Here is a 13,732-nt window from a genome sequence, read left to right on the forward strand (position 1 = left end):
ATCAGCCTCCGTTCCCGCCAGTCGCGGGAGAGCCTCCGCCCCGTGACGCCACGGCGAGTTCGAGGGCGCCTTCGGCGATGACAGGCAGTGTGCGCACGTGCCACAGCCAGGCGATGTCCCGCCCGAAGGACCACACCAGAGCCGACAGCGCACCGCCTGCCACGAATACCGCAACCGGTCCGGGCACCAGTCCGGATCCGGCCACAACCAGTGCGATGCCCTGGAGAGCTGCGACCGTCTTGCGGGCCCGGCTCGGCGGCAACGGCCCGCGCAGCCAAGGCAGCACCCGCTGTGCGGCGAGGAACGCGTACCGGATGGCACCGATGGCCAGCACCCACATGCCCACGAACAGGCCGACGTAGACGCTGAGTACGAATATCAGGAACGCGTCGACCTCCATGTCGAAACGCGCGCCGAGTGCCGAGGCCGTCCCCGTGCGCCGGGCCACCAGCCCGTCCACCGCGTCGAGTACGAGCGCGACGCTGGCCACGACCGCGACGACGACCATGGAGGCGTCCCGCCCCTGGTCCGCCACGAGCGCGGCCGTGCCCCCGGCGAGTGCCGCCCTGCTCAGCGTCACCAGGTCCGCCGGCCCCAGCGAATCCTTCCCCGAACGCAGCAGGATGAGGCAGACGGTCGCGCCGCACGCCGTTCCGACGACCCAGCCCACCGGTCCGAGTCCGCTCACGCCCCACAGCACTCCCAGGAGCACCAACTGCCCGGCCATTCCGATCGAAATCTGCAGTTTCAGCTGGTCAGTGGCCCGGTCGTCCTGCCTGTGCTGGTTGCCCATCACGCCTCCAGGAGCATATGGCGGAGTCGAAGGGGGCTGATTATGGTACGAGTGGGCTCTGAGATGTGAAGGCTTAGCAGTTGTCGCCATACCCGGAGGACACATAGATGGAGCGCACCGCCCACGCGTACTGGCTGCGCTCCCCGGGTTCGGGCGAGATCCGTACCGTGACCCTGGACCCGCCCGGGCCCGCCGAAGTCCTCGTCCGTACGCTCTTTTCGGGCGTCAGCCGCGGAACGGAGACCCTCGTCTTCGACGGCCGGGTGCCGGAGAGCCAGTACGGCGTGATGCGGGCGCCCTTCCAGGAGGGCGAGTTCCCCGGGCCGGTGAAGTACGGGTACCTCAACGTCGGCGTCGTCGAGGAGTGCGGAGCGGACGCGGACCCCGGGTTGACGGGCCGCACGGTCTTCTGCCTCTACCCCCACCAGACGCGGTACGTGGTGCCGGCGGATGCCGTGACGCCCGTACCGGAGCCGGTGCCCGCGAGGCGTGCGGTGCTCGCCGGAACGGTGGAGACGGCGGTGAACGCCGTGTGGGACGCCGCTCCCTCGCTGGGCGACCGGATCGCCGTCGTCGGTGCCGGAATGGTGGGCTCCTGCGTGGCCTCCGTGCTCTCCCGGTTCCCCGCCGCACGCGTGGAGCTGATCGACGCCGATCCGGGACGGAAAGCCGTCGCCGAAGCGCTCGGCGTCCCCTTCGCCCTGCCCGCGGAAGCCACCGGGGAGTGCGACATCGTCGTGCACGCCAGCGCATCCCAGGAGGGACTCACCAGGTCGCTCGAACTGCTCGCACCGGACGGGGAGATCATCGAACTCAGCTGGTACGGCGACCGCCGGATCAGCATCCCGCTGGGAGAGGCCTTCCACTCGCGCCGGCTCGCGCTGCGCAGCAGCCAGGTGGGCGCGCTGCCGCCGGCGCGCCGGGCCCGCCGCACCTTCGCCGACCGGATGGCACTCGCGCTCGATCTCCTCGCCGATCCCGCGCTGGAGGCGCTTCTCACCGGCGAATCCCGGTTCGCCGAACTGCCCGAGGTGATGCCGCGCATCGCGGACGGGCGGCTGCCCGCCCTGTGCCACCTCGTCACCTATGACGGCGCCGACGCCGGCCGGACGCGGGCCGGCTGAACGGAACCCCCGGCCGGACACCAGGAACCGCCCGTACACGGACGTACGGGGACGCACAGGCACGTACAGGAAAGTGAGCCGATGTACAGCATCACCGTTCGTGACCACATGATGATCGCCCACAGCTTCCGTGGTGACGTCTTCGGCCCGGCACAGCGCCTGCACGGTGCCACGTTCGTCGTCGACGCCACGTTCCGGCGCTCCGAACTCGACGCCGACGGCATCGTCGTGGACATCGGCGCCGCCACGCAGGAGCTCAGCTCCGTTCTCGCGGACCTCAACTACCGCAACCTCGACGAGGAACCCGACTTCGCCGGGGTCAACACCTCGACGGAGATGCTGGCCAGGGTCGTCGCCGACCGGATCGCCGGGAGGATCGAGGCGGGGGCACTGGGTGAGGGCGCCCGCGGCCTGGAGGGGCTCGTCGTGACGCTGCACGAATCGCATGTCGCATGGGCGAGCTACGAGCGGTCGCTTTGAGCGGTGAGGCCGGCCCGTCCGCACGGCCCGTCCATGTGGTGATGCCCGGGGACGTCGGCGATCCGCGGTCCGTCAGCGGCGGCAACAACTACGACCTGCGCATCTGCCGGGAGCTGGTAGCGGCGGGAACGCCCGTGCACCAGCGGGTCGTCGGGGGGACGTGGCCGCGGCCCGGCAGGGCGGCGCGTGAGGAACTCGGCGCCCTGCTGGCGGAGTTGCCCGACGGGGCGGTCGCACTGATCGACGGGCTGGTCGCCTGCGGCGTCCCCGACGTGGTCGTGCCGCACGCGGGCAGGCTGCGTCTTGCGGTGCTGGTGCACCTGCCGCTCGCGGACGAGACGGGCCTCGCCCCCGCGGAGGCGGCGGAACTCGAGCACCTGGAGCGGCGGACCCTGCACGCCGCGGCCGCCGTCGTCGTGACCAGCGACTGGGCGGCGCACGAGGTCGCCGCACGGCACGGACTGGAGGCGGCACGCGTCCACTCCGTACTGCCCGGCACCGACCCGGCACCGCTCGCACGGGGCACGGACGGCGCCTCGCGGCTGCTGTGCGTGGCGGCGCTCACGCCGCGCAAGGGCCAGGATCTGCTGGTCGACGCGCTCGGCGGCGTCCGCGGCCTTCCCTGGACCTGCGAGCTGACCGGCCCGCTGGACCGTGCCCCCGGGTTCGTCGCGGAGGTGCGCCGCCGCATCGCCGCCAACGGGCTGACCGGGCGGGTGCGGCTGACCGGTCCGCGGCAGGGCGGTGAACTCGCCGCCGCCTACGACTCCGCGGATCTCTTCGTGCTCGCGTCCCACACGGAGACCTACGGCATGGTGCTCACCGAGGCGCTCGCCCGTGGCATCCCGGTGCTCGCCACCGAGGCGGGTGCTGTTCCCCGCACCGTCGGCACCGCACCCGACGGGAGCATTCCCGGCATTCTCGTCCCCCCGCGCGACGCCGCAGCGCTAACCGCTGCGCTCCGCGGATGGCTGGAAGATCCCGGAATTCGTTCGCATCTGACAACATCCGCCCGCGGGCGGCGCGCCAAGCTGCAAGGTTGGGCCGAAAGCTCTCGTCAGCTGGCCAGGGTGCTGGAGCGCCTTCGGCTCGAATAACGGAGTGGCGCTTGAACACTGTCGGCTCGCCCCGCTACGCCCCCGAGTGGCTCGCGCTGCGCGAGGACGCGGACACCCGCGCCCGCTCCGAGCAACTCCTCGGCCCCCTGCGCGACTTCCTCGCGCGGACCACCGCGCCGGGCGGTCTGCTGACAGTCCACGATCTGGGGTGCGGCACGGGTTCGATGGGCCGCTGGCTCGCCTCCCGGCTGAACGGGCCGCAGCGCTGGTTCATGCACGACCGCGACCCGGCCCTGCTGGAGAACATCGCCGCCCGGATGCCGCGGGAGGCCGCGGACGGCAGCCCGCTCGAAGTGGTGCCGCAGCAGCGGGACATCACACGTCTCACCGGCGACGACCTGGCCGGCACCTCGCTGGTGACGGCTTCGGCGCTGCTGGACCTGCTGACCGCCGACGAACTGGAGTCGCTGGCGGCGAGCTGCGCATCGGCCGGCTGCGCGGTGCTGCTGGCCCTGTCCGTGGAAGGGCACGTGGAGATCGAGCCGTCCGATCCGCTGGACGAGGAGTTCGCCGCGGCCTTCGACGCCCACCAGCGCCGCACCGACGGCGGGCGCCGGCTGCTCGGACCGGACGCCGTCGAAGCGGCGACGGCGGCCTTCGAGCGCAACGGCGCCACCGTGCTCACGCACTCCAGCCCGTGGCGGCTCGGCCCCGACGACAGCGGGCTGACCGCGCAGTGGCTGCTGGGCTGGGTCGCGGCGGCGTGCGCGCAGGAGCCGTCGCTGGAGGCCTCCAGCGAGGAGTACATGCGGCGCAGACTCGACGCGTGCGAGGCGGGTTCGCTGCGGGCCGTGGTCCACCACCGCGACCTGCTGGCGCTGCCCGCGAACCCGGCCGGGACCGACGCGACATGAAGGGCACTCTCTGGCGCCGTCTGCGCGCCCCCATAGCACTGATCATCCTCGGTGTGGTCGTCCACCGTCTGGGAACCTCCGCGCTGCTGGGGGCCCTTGACCGCATCGACGCACAGGCCGTCGTGATCACCTTCGTCCTCAGCGTCCCCGCGACCGTCTTCAGCGCATGGCGGTGGCGCCTCGTGGCGGGCCGCCTCGGGATCAGTCTGCCGCTGCGCACGGCCGTGGCCGACTACTACCAGGCGCTCTTCCTCAACGCGACGCTGCCCTCGGGCGTACTGGGCGACGTGCACCGCGCCGTCCGCAACGGCCGCGAGGCCGGCGACGTCGGACGGGGCGTGCGCGCGGTGATATTGGAGCGCACCGCGGGACAGGCCGTCATCGTGGCGGCGGGTGTCGTGGTGCTGGTGGCGGCGACCCCGCCCCTTCCGGTGCTGGACGCCCTCGAACTGCCGCTCGCCACGGCCGCTCTCGCGGTGGGCGCGGTGGCGGCCGTCGCCGGGGCTTTCCTCGCGGGACGTGGCGGGCGCGCCGCGAAGTGGCGGCGCGACCTGGGGGTCTTCTTCGCCGACGCGAGGACGGCGCTGTTCGCCCGTGCAAGCTGGCCGGGCGTGCTGGCCCTGTCCGTCCTCGCCCTGGCCGGGCACCTGGGGCTCTTCCTCGCCTCGGCGCGGGTGGCCGGTTCCTCCGCGCCGCTCACCGCGCTGGTGACGCCGCTGCTGATGGCACTGCTGGTGATGGCACTGCCCGTCAACGTCGGCGGGTGGGGCCCCCGTGAAGGCATGTGTGCGCTGGCGTTCGGCGCGGCGGGTCTGGGGGCGGCCCAGGGCCTGGCCTCCGCGGTGGTGTACGGGGCGCTGGCGCTGCTGTCCAGCCTGCCGGGGGCCGGTGTGCTGGCCTGCCGCCTCCTGGCGGCGCGGCGTTCAGGCCGTGCCGTCGAGGAGGTCCAGGAGGTCGAGTTCGAAGAGCATGTCCGCGCCGAGGCGGAAGGCACGGGTCCGGGGCCGCAGGGCCTCCCCCATCCGTACGGGCCCTGGGAAGCGGAGCCCGGGTACGCCGTCTCCGAGGAGAACCGGCGCGACCGTGACGTACAGCCGGTGCAGCACTTCCGCCCGGAGGAACCCGGACACCGTCGCGCCGCCACCCTCGACAAGTATCCGGCCAAGGCCGCGGCGGGCAAGGGTCTCCAGTACTAGCCGCGGCTCGAACCCCGCCTCGCCGCAGGGGAGTTCGAGGACCTCCTCGTCACCCCGCCCGGCCGCGGCGGAGCCGGCGTCCGCGCCGACGAGCCGCAGCGTCCGTGCCTGTCCGTCGGTGAAGACCCGCGCGCCCGGCGTCCGGTTCCCCGCTCGGCCGCGCGGATCGAGCACGACGCGCACGGGGTTGGTGCCGGCGCAGGCACGCACCGTCAACTGCGGGTCGTCGGCGATCGTGGTACCCGCCCCGACGAGGACCGCGTCGCACAGGGCCCGCAACCGGTGCAGATGGAGGCGGTCCTCCTCCCCGGTGACGTAGTTGGAGTGGCCGGTGCGTGTGGCGATGAAGCCGTCGACGCTCTGGCCGAGCTGGGCGAAGGCGAAGGCTGAACCGCCCAGGCAGAGCGGGGTGTAGAGCGATGCGAGGGTGCCGGCCTCGCAGGAGGCGGGCAGGCGCCAGCGCCACACACCGTCCTCGCCCTGTACGAGCCCCGTCCGCTCCGCCTCCGGGACCGTGCGCACAGCCAGCAGCTTCTCCCATGCCGCTTCGGCTCCCAGAACGGCACCGCCGGCGCCGTCGTCGCCGCCGCGGGGTATGTGCGCCTCGGACTGGGCCCGCGCGGGCCGGTCCGCCGCCGTCACCACGACTCCAGGACGCGCAGATGACCGGCGAAGGCGGCGGTGAGCGCCGTGAGCACCGCGTCGCCCTTGCGTTCCGTGGCGAGCGAGGGCCTGCCGACCACGCCGGAGGCGGTGTAAGGGCCGAGCCCGAGTGTGTGCAGGTGCCTGCGGTCGTCGCTGATCAGGTCCGCCTTCTCGTATCCCTCGCGTACGCAGTCGGGCCGGGTGTGCAGCAGGATCGACGTCTCCAGTTCCCCGGCGTGCATGTCGCTGCGCGCGGGGGTCTCGATGCCGGCCTCGGCGGAGGCCTCCTCCCAGTCCGCGGCGACGGGGAAGAGCGCCATGTGGTGCCCCTCGGCGGTGGCCTCCTGCACGATGTTGCGCAGCACGTAGTTGCCGCCGTGGCCGTTCACCAGCACCAGACCGGGCACGCCCGAGCGCCGCAGCGAATGCGCGATGTCCCGTACGACGGCGCCGAGGGTGCCGGCCGTGATGCTGACGGTGCCCGGCCAGCGCGAGTGCTCCTGCGAGCAGGAGACCGTCAGCGGCGGAAGCGGCTGCACCGGGTACGCGGCGGCGACGCGTTCGGCCACGGAGCAGGCGATGAGCGTGTCCGTCGACAGGGGCAGGTACGGCCCGTGCTGTTCATAGCTGCCGACGGGCAGAAGAGCCACCGTGGCCTTGCGGTCGGCCGCGTCGCCGGTGGTCTCCGTCGGGAGCGCGCGGACGGCGTGGGCGGGGGTGTCCATGGGTGGTCGTTTCCTCCGGTGCGGTGCGCCGGGCGCGGCGCCGCTCGCGAGCGGCGCGCGCGACGGCTGGTCGTGCGCCGCGATCACGCTTCCACAGAATCCGCACAGCCACCAGTCCGGGTGGCCGGGCAGCCGCGCCGGCTGCCCCTCAGCCCGTCCGGTCGGGCACGACCGGGACGCGCCGGGTCATCAACCGCACGTGCTGCGGACCGAGTTCGGAGACGCTTGTGACACCGAGCAGCTTCATGGTGCGCTCGACCTCGGCGGAGAGGATGCCGATGGCGTGGGCCACTCCCGCTTCGCCTCCGGCCATGAGCCCGTAGAGATAGGCCCGGCCGACGAGCGCGAAGTCCGCTCCCAGGGCCAGCGCCGCCACGATGTCGCCGCCGTTCATGATCCCCGTGTCCAGCATGACGGTGCCCCGCTCCCCCACCGCCTCGGCGATGCCGGGCAGCAGGTGCAGCGGGACGGGCGCCCGGTCCAGCTGGCGGCCGCCGTGGTTGGAGACGATCACGCCGTCCGCGCCGTGCGCCATGACGGTTTCGGCGTCGCGCACGGTCTGGATGCCCTTCACGAGGATCGGGCCGTCCCACACCTCCCGTATCCAGTCCAGGTCGTCGAAGGTGACGGTCGGGTCGTAGAGCTTGCTGACGAGCTCGGTCAGGGCGCCGTGGCCGTCCTTGTCGAAGGCGAAGGTGTAGGGCTCGGTGGTCAGGAAGTTCAGCCACCACTCCCACCGGTACGACGCGTCGAGGAACGTCCTGAGCGTCAGCTGGGGCGGGATCGTCATGCCGTTGCGCAGGTCGCGGACACGGTTGCCGTTGACGGGCACGTCGACGGTGACGATGAGCGCCTCGTAGCCCGCGGCCTTGGCGTTCGCCACGAGCTCGCGCGAGAGGTCGCGGTCCCTCCACAGGTAGAGCTGGAACCACTTGCGGGCCGACGGCGCCGTCTCGGCGACCTGCTCGATCGAGGTGGTGCCCACCGTCGACAGCGCGTACGGGATCCCCGCCCGCTCGGCCGCCGCGACGACGGCCCGTTCGCCCGCGGAGTGCATCATGCGTGTGAACCCGGTGGGCGCCAGGCCGAAGGGCAGCTGAGAGCATCCGCCGAGCACCGTCGTGGAGGTGTCGGCGCTCTCGACGTTGCGCAGCACGCCCGGCCTGAACTCCAGGTCCTCGAAGGCCTCCCGGGCGCGGCGCACCCCGACTTCGCCGTCGGCGGCGCCATCGGTGTAGTCGAACGGGCCCGCCGGTGTGCGGCGCTTCGCGATGCGCCGCAGGTCCCAGATGGTGTGGGCGTCGGCGAGCCTGCGCTCCACGGCACCGCGGTGCCGGGTCTTCAGCTTCAGCAGGGGCGCCAGGTCCTTGGGGCGCGGGAGTCGCCGTTCGAGTCGGGTCATGTGGCTGCTCTCCGTGTGGTGCCGGTGGTGCTGTTGCCGCCCGCGGCGGATGCCGCGGCTGTCTGTGAAGTGCCCGCGTCCTCGATGCCGCCGCGTGCGGATTCCGCCGTGGTGTCCTCGCCGTCGAGCAGCAGGACCACCTTGCCCGGCACGGCCGGGTCGGCGGCGGTCTCCATGGCCTCGACCGCGTCACGCAGCGGGAAGGTCCGGGTGATGACGGCCTCCGGACGGCCGGAGGCCGCGAGCATGGCCAGGGCTGTGCCGAGTTCGTGCTCGAAGCGGAAGGTGCCGCGCACTTCGATCTCCTTCGCGACCACGGGACCGAAGGGGACCTTGACCGTCCCCGCGGGCGTGGTGCCCAGCTGGACCATCACGCCCCGTCTGCGGATCGCGTCCATCACGGCCGCGGGCGCGGAGGGGGCGCCCGACGCCTCGACGACGACGTCGAAGTGCTCGGCGGGCTCCCGGCCCGCCAGGACGGTGGTGGAGGCCCCGGCACGCTCGGCGATGCGCAGCTGCGGTTCACGGATGTCGCACGCCCACACCTCCTCGGCGCCCCAGGCCGCGGCGGCTCCCGCGGTCAGTGCCCCGATCGGGCCGGCGCCGTTGACGAGGACGCGGGCACCGGCGACACCGCCCGCCCGGCGAAGGGCGTGCAACGCCACCGCCAGGGGTTCCGCCAGTACGGCTCTGGAGAGGGGCAGTTGCGCCGGCAGGACGTGCAGCCGGCCGGAGGGGACGGCCAGTTGCCCGGTGAAGCCGCCCTGCTTGTGGGGGAATGTGGCAGCGGACCCCAAGTACCGTGTGTCGCGGCAGACTTGGGGATGGCCCTCGCGGCACTCCTGGCACATCCCGCACGAGGTGCCGGGGTGGACGGCCACGGGAGTCCCGGGGCGGAGCCGCCCCGCAGGGTCCTCGGCGACGCGTCCCACGACTTCGTGGCCGAGGGCGAGCGGCTCACGCACCGCGGAGGAACCCACCGCGCCCTCGCGGTAGTAGTGCAGGTCCGAGCCGCAGATGCCGCCGTGCGTCATCGCCACCAGCACCTCGCCCGGCTGCGGAACGGGAGCGGGACGGTCCTCGACCCGCAGGTCGCCCGCGCCGTGCACGACCACCGTCCGCACCGCTCACCTCCTTCGCTCCACCCTGCGCGGCTTCGCCGCATCCGTTCCGGCTGGGCCCCGCTCTCCCGTCGGTGGACGGCCTGCCGTCCATGGCGCGTGCTGTCCGCGGCCCCGGCTCTGCCTGCCTGCCTGCCTGCCTGCCTGTCTGCCTGTCTGTCTGTCTGTCTGTCTGTCTGTCTGTCAACTGTCCTCTGCCGTCTACGGGCTCTGCGTACCCCGGGCTCCAACGCCGTCCCCTCCCGGCGAGGTCGCGCCCGCCGGCGTCGCGTGCGCCGCCGGGGCCGGTGGTGCGGGCGCGCCCGGAGGCGGGCCGCCGCCGCACACCGCGCGGAGGGCCGCGGCCGGTCCCCCGCTCTCCAAGAGGTCCAGCAGTTCGGCGACCTGCTCCACGAACTCGCCCTGCTCCGCGATCTGCTGACCCAGTACCGCCTGGTCGCACAGGGACGCCCGCGCCAGGCTCCGGGCGCGCTGCGCGCTGCCGCCCGCGCCTCCGGTCCGCCCGGCCAGTGCTCGTATCCGCTCACCGTTCGGGTCCACCGGCACTCCGGTACGGCCGGCGTCCAGCTGCTCCGGGTACGCGGTGCAGCGCAGCCATGCGGCGACTGTCAGGGCGAGCGCGGCCGGAACGCGGCCACGCTCCAGATGCCACAGGGCGGCCCCGGGCACACGCTGGGCGAGCTTCAGCGACCCGTCGGCGCCGACCTGCGTGGTGCGGTGGGCCAGCCGGCGGTTCGCGAACCGCTCGCCCAACTGCTCGCGGTAGGCGGCCACATCGAAGCCGTCGGGAAGCGTGAGCGTGGGCTCGTACTCGTCGCCGAGCAGGCGCACCGCACGGGCGATCGCCGGGTCGACGGCGGCGTCGGCGATGAGGGAGCGGCCGGTCAGCAGTCCGAGGTAGGCGAGGAGCGAGTGACTGCCGTTCAGCAGCCGCACCTTGACCGTCTCGTAGTCGTGCACGCGGTCCGTCATGACCGCACCTGCCCTGTCCCAGGCGGGCCGTCCGGCAGCGAAGCGGTCGCGCATCACCCACATCCGGAACGGCTCGGCGGGCACGGGCACCTCGTCCTGGTGGCCCGCTTCGGCGGCCAGGCGTCTGTGGACGTCGGTCGTCGCGGGCACGATGCGGTCCACCATGGTGTCCGGGCAGGTCACCGACTCGTCGAGATAGCCGAGGAGTTCGGCTCCGTCCTGGAGCGGCAGGGCGGCGGCGAAGTCGCGCAGCAGTCCCGCCAGGGTGGTGCCGTTGGCTGTGATGTTGTCGCAGCTGAGCAGAGTCACCGGGGCGCCCGACTCGCGTGCGCGGCGCAGCAGTCCGGCGGCGAGCCGTCCGATCGTGCTGCGGGGCGCGGCTCCCCCGTCGAGGTCGCCGCGGATCCCCGGCGCGTCCAGGTCGAGACGACGGGTGAGGGGACTGATGTCGTACCCCTTCTCGGTGACCGTCAATGACAAGACGCCGGTGCGCGGATCGGCGATCTCCCGCGTCACCCGGTGCGGTTCGTCCGCGGCCACGAACGCGTCGGTGATGCTTGCCACTTGGCGTACGGAGGTCTGCTCGGGGCCGAGCGTGACCACGCTGTAGCGCATCCGCTGACGGTGCAGCGCTTCGACGACGTGGCGGCTGCTGCCGGCGACGCCGGTGATCTCCCAGCGGTCACCGGAGAGCCCGGCGTCCTCGGTGCACAGCGCCTGGTGGGCCCGGTGGAAGTTGCCCAGACCCAGGTGCAGGATGCGGGGCGCACCGCCCTGTGCGCTCAAGAGCCCTCCCCCGCCGGGTACTTCGGTGACCAGCCGATGCGGCGGCCGGTGTCCCTCCCGTGCTCAAACAGGACGTCTCCGGCGGCGGCGTCCGAGAGGTGTCGTACCTCCGCGTGCGCGGTCATGCCCCTCCTCGCGTCTGCCGCTTCCGCAAATTCCGGCTCCCGGAATGGGATTCCGTGATCTAGAATCCTGCCGCAACCTATGGAGAGTCCCTGGTGGTGTCAATGCCTTCTGCCGGCCCGGCTTCGTCCGACTCCCCTGTCAGCGGCGGGGAGTTCCCACGCCCTGCCTCCGGCGGGGAGACGCAGGGCCCTCCCGCCGGCGGGCACGTCCCCGGTCCCGGCACCACCGGCGGGCAGGCCCCTTCGGGCGACGGAGCCGCCCCGCGACGGCTGCTCCGGCTGATCGACGCGCTCTGCTCGGCCCAGGTGCCCGTCCCGCTCGCCGCACTCGCCGCCTCCGCGGGCCTGTCGAAACCGACCGCGCACAGGTTGCTGCGTGTGCTCACCGAAGAGGGGTGGGCCGTCGCTCACGAGGGCGGCAACTACAGCATCGGTCCCGCCGTGCGCGCCCTGGGCGCGGCCATCGCCGGCTCGGGAAGCCGCGACAGCATCGAGCGAGTGATCGTCGAACTCCAGAAAGAGGTACGCCAGACCGTCCATGTGGGGGTGCGCAGCGGCGACCGCATCATCTACACGCACAAGGTCGAGGGGGACCAGCCGTTCGCAATGGCCTCACGGGTGGGCATGTACCAGCCGCTGCACTCCACGGCGATCGGGAAGTGCATCCTGTCCGGCCTGGACGCCGGGGCACTGGACGCACTGGTCGAGCGAGCGGGCCTCGGACGCCGCACCGACGCCACGATCACCACGCGGGCCGCCCTGGACGAGGAGCTCGCGCGCGTGCGGGAGGAGGGCTTCGCGCTGGACGAGGAGGAGAACGAGGCCAACGTGCGATGCATCGCCGTCCCCCTGCACACCACGGGCCGGCAGGTGGTCGGCGCCGTCAGCATCTCGACGGTGACCTTCGTGGTGGCGCGCGAGGAGGTGCTGGCGCTGCGCGGCGCGCTGACGCGGACGGCGCACAGGCTGGAGCCGCTCTTCGGCAGCTGAGTCCCGACAGGGGAACCATGTGTCCGACGGCCCCCTGGAGCGGGTACACATCGCACCCCGGCCCGGTTCCCACGCGCGGGCTGTAACCACCGATCCGGCTGCTTGCGGAGGCCCCCCATGACCCCGTCCGAGACGAATACGGAGAAGGCCGTGTGGCGGGAGCGCGGCGCCCCGCTCCTTGCCCCGTCGGGCAGCGGGCCGCTGAACGGCCTGCGCCTCGCGGTGAAGGACGTGTACGCGATCGCCGGGCAGCGCATCGGCGCGGGCAATCCCGACTTCCTCGACGAGGCGGGACCGGAGACCACGCACGCGTGGGCCGTCGCCGCGCTCCTCGACGCGGGTGCCGAGATCACCGGCATCGCGCAGACCGACGAGCTGACCTACAGCCTCGACGGCACCAACCCCCACTACGGCACCCCGCCCAACCCCCAGGCTCCCGACCGCATTCCGGGCGGTTCCTCCAGCGGCCCGGCCGCCGCCGTCGCGCTCCACGACGCGGACGCCGGGCTCGGCACCGACACCGCCGGCTCGATCCGCGTACCGTCCTCCTACTGCGGGCTGTACGGCATGCGCCCCACCCACGGAGCCGTTCCCGTCACGGGAATGCTGCCGCTGGCCCCCGACTTCGACACCGTCGCCTGGCTCGCACACGACGCCTCGACGCTGGCCCGGGTCGGCGACGTGCTGCTGCCCGAAGTGGACGGGGCGCAGGACCCGGGCCCCTTCCGCACCCTGCTCGTCTCGCCGGACCTCGCCGCCCCGGCCGAGCCCCGGGTGCGCGAGGCGTTCGCGTCGGCCGCCGCTGGGCTGGCGGTCCGGCTCGGACTGCGCAGGCAGGAGTGGGCCTTCGGCGGCGACCCGGAGGAGCGTGCGACCGCCTTCTCCGTCGCCCAGGCCGTGCAGGTGTGGGAGAGCGACGGGGAGTGGGTCTGCGCGCACCCCGGCTCGCTCGGGCCGGAGGTGGCGCGCCGTTTCTCCTGGGCGTCCGGAATCGGCAGGGAACGCGCGGCACGGGCACGCGAGTCCGTGAGGACGACGGCCCGCGCGCTGCGCGCGGCCCTCTCCCCCGGGACGGTACTGGTGCTGCCTGCGGCGCCCGGCCCGGCCCCGATGAGGGACTCGGGCGCAGAGGAGCGCGACGCGGTCAGGAGCGCGGCCCTTCAGCTCACCTGTCTGGCGTCGGGGGCCGGACTGCCGTCCCTGGTGCTTCCCCGCATGACGGCCGGGGGTCTGCCCGTAGGCCTCTGCCTGGTCGCGGGCCCCGGCAGCGACCGCGCGCTGCTGGACCTCGCGGTCGCCGAGAGCCGCCGGTGATCCCGGCGAGCACCCCCGGGTGCGGCGCATGCCGCCGGGGGCGCCCCCGCACCACGGCCCGGCGCGGGGCGGAGCCCCCTGTGACGC

12 protein-coding genes and 1 pseudogene are annotated in these 13,732 nt (G+C 73.3%); 7 read left to right on the forward strand and 6 right to left on the reverse strand.

Translation table 11 applies throughout. The annotated features are described in order from the left end of the window. Position 1: 1 nt before the first annotated feature. Entirely contained in the window at positions 2-793 is a 792-nt protein-coding gene (locus EV375_RS25255; protein ID WP_207228453.1) for a CDP-alcohol phosphatidyltransferase family protein, read from the reverse strand. A 107-nt stretch (positions 794-900) separates the two neighbouring features. Here EV375_RS25255 and EV375_RS25260 point away from each other — a divergent pair, with 107 nt between their 5' ends. The 5 genes and pseudogenes from EV375_RS25260 to EV375_RS29960 all read left to right on the forward strand — a co-directional run. Beyond that, entirely contained in the window at positions 901-1,917 is a 1,017-nt protein-coding gene (locus tag EV375_RS25260; protein ID WP_130302256.1) for a zinc-dependent alcohol dehydrogenase, read from the forward strand. An 81-nt stretch (positions 1,918-1,998) separates the two neighbouring features. After that, positions 1,999-2,397 (forward strand): 6-carboxytetrahydropterin synthase, encoded by a 399-nt coding sequence (locus EV375_RS25265; RefSeq protein ID WP_130302257.1) that lies wholly within the window; start codon positions 1,999-2,001, stop codon positions 2,395-2,397. Further along, positions 2,370-3,494: a glycosyltransferase family 4 protein gene (locus EV375_RS25270; protein ID WP_130302258.1), complete on the forward strand. Its 1,125-nt coding sequence runs from the start codon at positions 2,370-2,372 to the stop codon at positions 3,492-3,494. Before EV375_RS25265 ends, EV375_RS25270 begins: the two co-directional genes overlap by 28 nt. Before the next feature lie 11 nt (positions 3,495-3,505). Further along, entirely contained in the window at positions 3,506-4,369 is an 864-nt protein-coding gene (locus tag EV375_RS25275) for a class I SAM-dependent methyltransferase (RefSeq protein WP_130302259.1), read from the forward strand. Next, positions 4,366-5,187 (forward strand): annotated as a pseudogene (locus EV375_RS29960) (lysylphosphatidylglycerol synthase transmembrane domain-containing protein); the annotation flags it as partial. The gene EV375_RS25275 and the pseudogene EV375_RS29960, both read left to right, overlap by 4 nt. Positions 5,188-5,292: 105 nt before the next feature. Here EV375_RS29960 and EV375_RS25285 read toward each other — a convergent pair. The 5 genes from EV375_RS25285 to EV375_RS25305 all read right to left on the reverse strand — a co-directional run bounded on the left by EV375_RS25285 (position 5,293) and on the right by EV375_RS25305 (position 11,216). Beyond that, complete coding sequence (locus EV375_RS25285) at positions 5,293-6,207, reverse strand: RibD family protein (RefSeq protein ID WP_486588798.1); 915 nt, start codon at positions 6,205-6,207, stop codon at positions 5,293-5,295. Continuing rightward, positions 6,204-6,935, reverse strand: coding sequence for a creatininase family protein (locus tag EV375_RS25290; protein WP_130302261.1), 732 nt, complete (start codon positions 6,933-6,935; stop codon positions 6,204-6,206). The genes EV375_RS25285 and EV375_RS25290 overlap by 4 nt, the downstream gene beginning before the upstream one ends. Before the next feature lie 148 nt (positions 6,936-7,083). Further along, positions 7,084-8,337: an alpha-hydroxy acid oxidase gene (locus tag EV375_RS25295; protein ID WP_130302262.1), complete on the reverse strand. Its 1,254-nt coding sequence runs from the start codon at positions 8,335-8,337 to the stop codon at positions 7,084-7,086. Next, the gene (locus EV375_RS25300; RefSeq protein ID WP_130302263.1) at positions 8,334-9,461 is read right to left on the reverse strand and encodes an alcohol dehydrogenase catalytic domain-containing protein; all 1,128 of its coding nucleotides are present in this window, start codon (positions 9,459-9,461) and stop codon (positions 8,334-8,336) included. Before EV375_RS25300 ends, EV375_RS25295 begins: the two co-directional genes overlap by 4 nt. Positions 9,462-9,659: 198 nt before the next feature. Continuing rightward, positions 9,660-11,216: a mannitol dehydrogenase family protein gene (locus tag EV375_RS25305; protein WP_130302264.1), complete on the reverse strand. Its 1,557-nt coding sequence runs from the start codon at positions 11,214-11,216 to the stop codon at positions 9,660-9,662. Between the two features lie 227 nt (positions 11,217-11,443). On the opposite strand from EV375_RS25305, the gene EV375_RS25310 reads away from it, so the two are divergent. Both EV375_RS25310 and EV375_RS25315 read left to right on the forward strand, forming a co-directional pair. Next, the gene (locus tag EV375_RS25310) at positions 11,444-12,331 is read left to right on the forward strand and encodes an IclR family transcriptional regulator (RefSeq protein ID WP_486588868.1); all 888 of its coding nucleotides are present in this window, start codon (positions 11,444-11,446) and stop codon (positions 12,329-12,331) included. Between the two features lie 117 nt (positions 12,332-12,448). Further along, complete coding sequence (locus EV375_RS25315) at positions 12,449-13,645, forward strand: amidase (RefSeq protein WP_130302266.1); 1,197 nt, start codon at positions 12,449-12,451, stop codon at positions 13,643-13,645. Positions 13,646-13,732: the final 87 nt, after the last annotated feature.

Source organism: Streptomyces sp. CNZ301 (genome assembly GCF_004217425.1).

Excerpts from the sequence above, each read along its gene's own strand:
- EV375_RS25290 (WP_130302261.1), bottom strand. The coding sequence starts at position 6,935 with ATGGACACCCCCGCCCACGCCGTCCGCGCGCTCCCGACGGAGACCACC.
- EV375_RS25295 (WP_130302262.1), bottom strand. The coding sequence starts at position 8,337 with ATGACCCGACTCGAACGGCGACTCCCGCGCCCCAAGGACCTGGCGCCC.
- EV375_RS25255 (WP_207228453.1), bottom strand. The coding sequence starts at position 793 with ATGGGCAACCAGCACAGGCAGGACGACCGGGCCACTGACCAGCTGAAA.
- EV375_RS25315 (WP_130302266.1), top strand. The coding sequence starts at position 12,449 with ATGACCCCGTCCGAGACGAATACGGAGAAGGCCGTGTGGCGGGAGCGC.
- EV375_RS25310 (WP_486588868.1), top strand. The coding sequence starts at position 11,444 with ATGCCTTCTGCCGGCCCGGCTTCGTCCGACTCCCCTGTCAGCGGCGGG.
- EV375_RS25270 (WP_130302258.1), top strand. The coding sequence starts at position 2,370 with ATGGGCGAGCTACGAGCGGTCGCTTTGAGCGGTGAGGCCGGCCCGTCC.
- EV375_RS25265 (WP_130302257.1), top strand. The coding sequence starts at position 1,999 with ATGTACAGCATCACCGTTCGTGACCACATGATGATCGCCCACAGCTTC.
- EV375_RS25260 (WP_130302256.1), top strand. The coding sequence starts at position 901 with ATGGAGCGCACCGCCCACGCGTACTGGCTGCGCTCCCCGGGTTCGGGC.